General features: G+C 68.8%; 4 protein-coding genes and 1 pseudogene. 2 read left to right on the top strand and 3 right to left on the bottom strand.

The window, feature by feature from the left end; genetic code table 11:
* Positions 1 to 180: pseudogene (locus tag GJ629_RS15060) on the bottom strand (hypothetical protein); the annotation flags it as partial.
* Positions 181 to 314: 134 nt separating this feature from the next.
* Entirely contained in the window at positions 315 to 1367 is a 1053-nt protein-coding gene (locus GJ629_RS15055; protein ID WP_157513747.1) for a hypothetical protein, read from the bottom strand.
* A gap of 35 nt (positions 1368 to 1402) precedes the next feature.
* On the opposite strand from GJ629_RS15055, the gene GJ629_RS15050 reads away from it, so the two are divergent.
* Together GJ629_RS15050 and GJ629_RS15045 are read left to right on the top strand one after the other, a co-directional pair.
* Complete coding sequence (locus GJ629_RS15050) at positions 1403 to 1642, top strand: hypothetical protein (RefSeq protein ID WP_157513746.1); 240 nt, start codon at positions 1403 to 1405, stop codon at positions 1640 to 1642.
* On the top strand, positions 1642 to 2142 hold the full coding sequence (locus tag GJ629_RS15045; RefSeq protein ID WP_157513745.1) for a 2'-5' RNA ligase family protein: 501 nt from the start codon (positions 1642 to 1644) through the stop codon (positions 2140 to 2142). The genes GJ629_RS15050 and GJ629_RS15045 overlap by 1 nt, the downstream gene beginning before the upstream one ends.
* Here the strand turns inward: GJ629_RS15045 and GJ629_RS15040 are convergent.
* On the bottom strand, positions 2139 to 3341 hold the full coding sequence (locus tag GJ629_RS15040) for a site-2 protease family protein (protein ID WP_157513744.1): 1203 nt from the start codon (positions 3339 to 3341) through the stop codon (positions 2139 to 2141). The two genes, GJ629_RS15045 and GJ629_RS15040, sit on opposite strands and share 4 nt — an antisense overlap.
* Positions 3342 to 3553 lie beyond the last annotated feature (212 nt).

Below are 3553 nucleotides of genomic sequence, written 5' to 3'. Positions count from 1 at the left end.
GACGGCGCCGTCGACCTCGGCACCTTGTACACCCACGACACCGGCGAACCGTTCGCCGGGCGCGTCCGTCCCGTTGCTCGTCGGCGTCTGGGCGGGCAGCGCAGCGGCGACGGCCGGCGTCAGGACCATCGCAACCGCGACCGCCACGACCAGCGCGTGCGAGCGTGATAGGCGTCTCATCGTACTCGCTCCTTCGTCCCGTATCCACGTATAAACCCACGTCCCTCTCCCCGGATTAAGCCGGATTGTCCCGATTTCGAACGCGTCGCAGTCGTGCGATTATGACGATACTTCGCGGTGAAACGCCGATACATTTATAATTCACTCTCCTCGGGGTCGACGATGACGTTCTCCCGGCCTAGCCGGAACACCTCTATCTCGTCTTCCTCGCGGAGCGCGCCGACGACCTGACTGGTCTTTGCGTCGGTCCACTCCAGCCGCTGGGCGACGGTCTGTTGTTTGACGCGCCCGCCCTCCGCCTCCAGCAGGCGTAGCACCCGCTCTTCGTTGCTCAGCAGTTCGTCGTCCGACGGCGGCGCGCCCGCCTCGTCCCCGTCGTCGGGCGACGCGTCGGTCGCTGTCGGCTGTGGGTCGGGGGCTTCCGCCGAGGTGGTGTCGGGCGCGTCGCTCCCGCGTCGGCGGTAGGCGTACGCCCCGCCCGCGAGAAGCGTACCGACGACCAGCACCGCGAGGCCTATCAGCGGGAGGGGGAGTCCGCCGGGCGAGGCGACGACCGAGGGGCCGTCCGGACCGAACTCGGCCGGGCCGTTCCAGGCCGCCCGTCCGTCGCTCCGGTCGTCGGGCGTGGGACTGACGCTCGTCGCGTCGTAGCCGTCGGGCCAACTGAGGACCAGACGGCCGTCCGCTTCGAGGAAAAAGCCCGCGAGCGCGTCGCCGACGCGGAGTTCGTCGCCGTCGACGGCGGCGAAGTTCGTCCACCGGAAGCTGTACGTGACGACGCCGTAGCCCTGTATCTCCTCGGTCGTCGTCGACACCGAGAGGTTCTCGACGGCCATCTCGCGCCCGGTGGCGTTCTCGGCCGTCCCGACGGTCCGGGTCATCCGGTCGCGAAACGACGCCAGATACGCCGAGCGGTTGGCCGCGATGTCGGCCGACAGCGACTCGAAGGCCGCCGTCTCGTTGTCCGTCGTCAGTTCCACGCGGTAGTCGACCGACCACTGGGCGTGGCCGTCCTCGTCCACCGACGCGCTGAGGACGGTGCGGTCGGCGTCGACCGGACTGCTGGCGAACGGGCCGTCGCCCGGGCCCACGTCGGCGGCACCGCTCGCGGGTCCACCACTGGCGGCACCGACGACAGGAGCGACACCGACCAGTACGACACACAGCACGAGGGCGACTGTTCGCATCGGCAGTCGCTACGTCGCCGTCGGGGAAAGGCGTAGTGGCCCGCGGCGGTGGCCCGGGCCGGGGGAACGACAGCCACAACGCCTATCCCTGTGGCTGTCGCACCGACGGGTATGGACGTCGAAGACTCCTGAAGATAGTCCTCGTCCTCGTTATCGCCCTCCTCGCACTGGAGATACTGGAGTTCGCCCTCGGCGCGTTCCTCGGGCTCCTCCGGCCGGTCATCGGCCTCGCCATCGTCGTGCTGGTCGTTCTCTTCCTGCTCGACCGAATCTGATGTACAGCCTCAACGTCGGGCTCCCGACGGCCGCGGGACGACTGGCGACCGACCTCGCGCGGGAGTGGCCGACGGCGCGAGCGCGACCGCGCGACGAACACACCCTGGTCTGCAAGCGCCTCGGGGACGGGCCGCTGGGCCGCATCGGGAGCCAGGTCCGGGACGCCCTCGCCGGAACGCCCGCGTTCGAGGCGCGAATCGACGGCGTCGACTGCTTCGAGACGGCGGCGACCGGCCCCTCGCCGGTGCTCTACCTCTCCGTCGAGAGCCCGCCGCTCACCGCGCTACACGACCGGTTCTGTGAGGTCTTCGATCCGGTCGAGGGAATCGAGGGCGCGGACTACGTCCCGCACGTGACCGTCGCCCGCGGCGGCGACCCGGAGACGGCCCGACGGCTGGTCGACCGCGAGATAGAGCCGATACGCTGGACCGTCGAGTCGGTCCACGTCTACGACGCCGACCGCGGCGAAGTCACACGGCGGTTCTCGCTGCCGGCCTAGCGGTCGAGTTCGCGCCGACCGCCGACCTCCGACGACGGTTCGGTCGGCGTCCCGCGCCGGAACCGGTCGTCGGAGTTGATTATCTCTAGGGCGGTCATCAGGTCCGAGCGAGTGAGGATGCCGCGGAACTGCTCGCCGTCGTAGACCAGCAGGCGACCGACGTTGTTCGACTGGATCCGCTCCATCGCATCGATAGCACTCGCGGTCGGCGTGATGGTCTCGAGCCCCGTCGTCATCACTTCCTCGACCCGGTAGGCCTCGCGTTCGACCTCCCGGACGGCCCGAGCGTCGCCAAGCGTAACCAGCCCGACGATGTCGCCGTTGCGCTCGACCGGGTAACCGGTGTGGCGCTCGCGGAACATCAACTCCAGCAACTCGGCGACGCTCATCTCGGCGTCGACGGTGTCGATGCGGTCGGCCGGCGTCATCACGTCCCGCACCTCGACGCCCTCGAACGCCGCCCGCATCGCCGTCGTCTGGGCCTCGCTGGCGGCCCCGATGTAGATGAAGAAGGCCAGCGCCGCCAAAAAGAGGTTGAAGCTGAACAGTCCGAACAGCCCCAGCAGGATGGCGAACAGTTTGCCCACCTCCGCGGCGATGTTCGTCGCCCGCGCGTAGGGCAACCGACTGGCCAACAGCGCCCGGAGGACGCGGCCGCCGTCCATCGGGAACCCCGGCAGCATATTGAACACCGCGAGCGCGACGTTCACCAGCGCTAGATAGCCCAGCACGAACTTCAGTCCCGCCGTCCCCACGCCGGTCGTCGTCGGCACCGAGACGAACGCGAGATACGAGAGCGCGCCGAGGGCGACGCTGACGATGGGGCCCGCGACCGCTATCTGGAGCTCCTGTTTCCAGTCCTCGGGCATCTCTTCGAGTTGGGCGATGCCGCCGAACAGCCACAGCGTGATCGAGGAGATGGGGTAGCCGTACCTGATCGCCACGAACGAGTGGCCTAGCTCGTGCAACACGACGCCGGTGAACAGCCCCAGCGCCGCCGCCAGCCCCATCACCCAGCGGATGGCGCCCTCCTCCAGCGGCCCCACCGGGAGGTCCGCCCCCCAGACGTTGTTGAGAAGGTCGACCGTCGGGCCGACGGACGTCCCGATGAGGTAGGCGAACAGCGGCAACACGAGCAGGAATGTCAGGTCGAGTTGAATCGGGATGCCGAAGACGCTCCCGATCCGGAATCGTCGCATACCGACCACTAACAGCGGGAGCCTCTTAAGATAGCGTGGCGCGGGAAAACGGTCGTCGAAAGCGGAGCGGTACGGTGCGGCCGCGGAGCGGTGCGGCAGGTCGACGGGGACGACAACCGCTCGCGCCCTACCGGACGCGAGCGGCCTTTTTCCCCAAGTTTTTACGCCCGAGCGGTCCGCCGCGAGCCGGAAGGCTCGCGTGCGAGACCCGA

Origin of the sequence: Halapricum sp. CBA1109 (assembly GCF_009741825.1) — an archaeon.
Taxonomy (GTDB): Archaea; Halobacteriota; Halobacteria; order Halobacteriales; family Haloarculaceae; genus Halapricum.
Note: the sequence above shows the minus strand (reverse complement) of the source record. Positions and strands in the feature narration are given on the sequence as shown.

Excerpts from the sequence above, each read along its gene's own strand:
- GJ629_RS15055 (WP_157513747.1), bottom strand. The coding sequence starts at position 1,367 with ATGCGAACAGTCGCCCTCGTGCTGTGTGTCGTACTGGTCGGTGTCGCT.
- GJ629_RS15045 (WP_157513745.1), top strand. The coding sequence starts at position 1,642 with ATGTACAGCCTCAACGTCGGGCTCCCGACGGCCGCGGGACGACTGGCG.
- GJ629_RS15040 (WP_157513744.1), bottom strand. The coding sequence starts at position 3,341 with ATGCGACGATTCCGGATCGGGAGCGTCTTCGGCATCCCGATTCAACTC.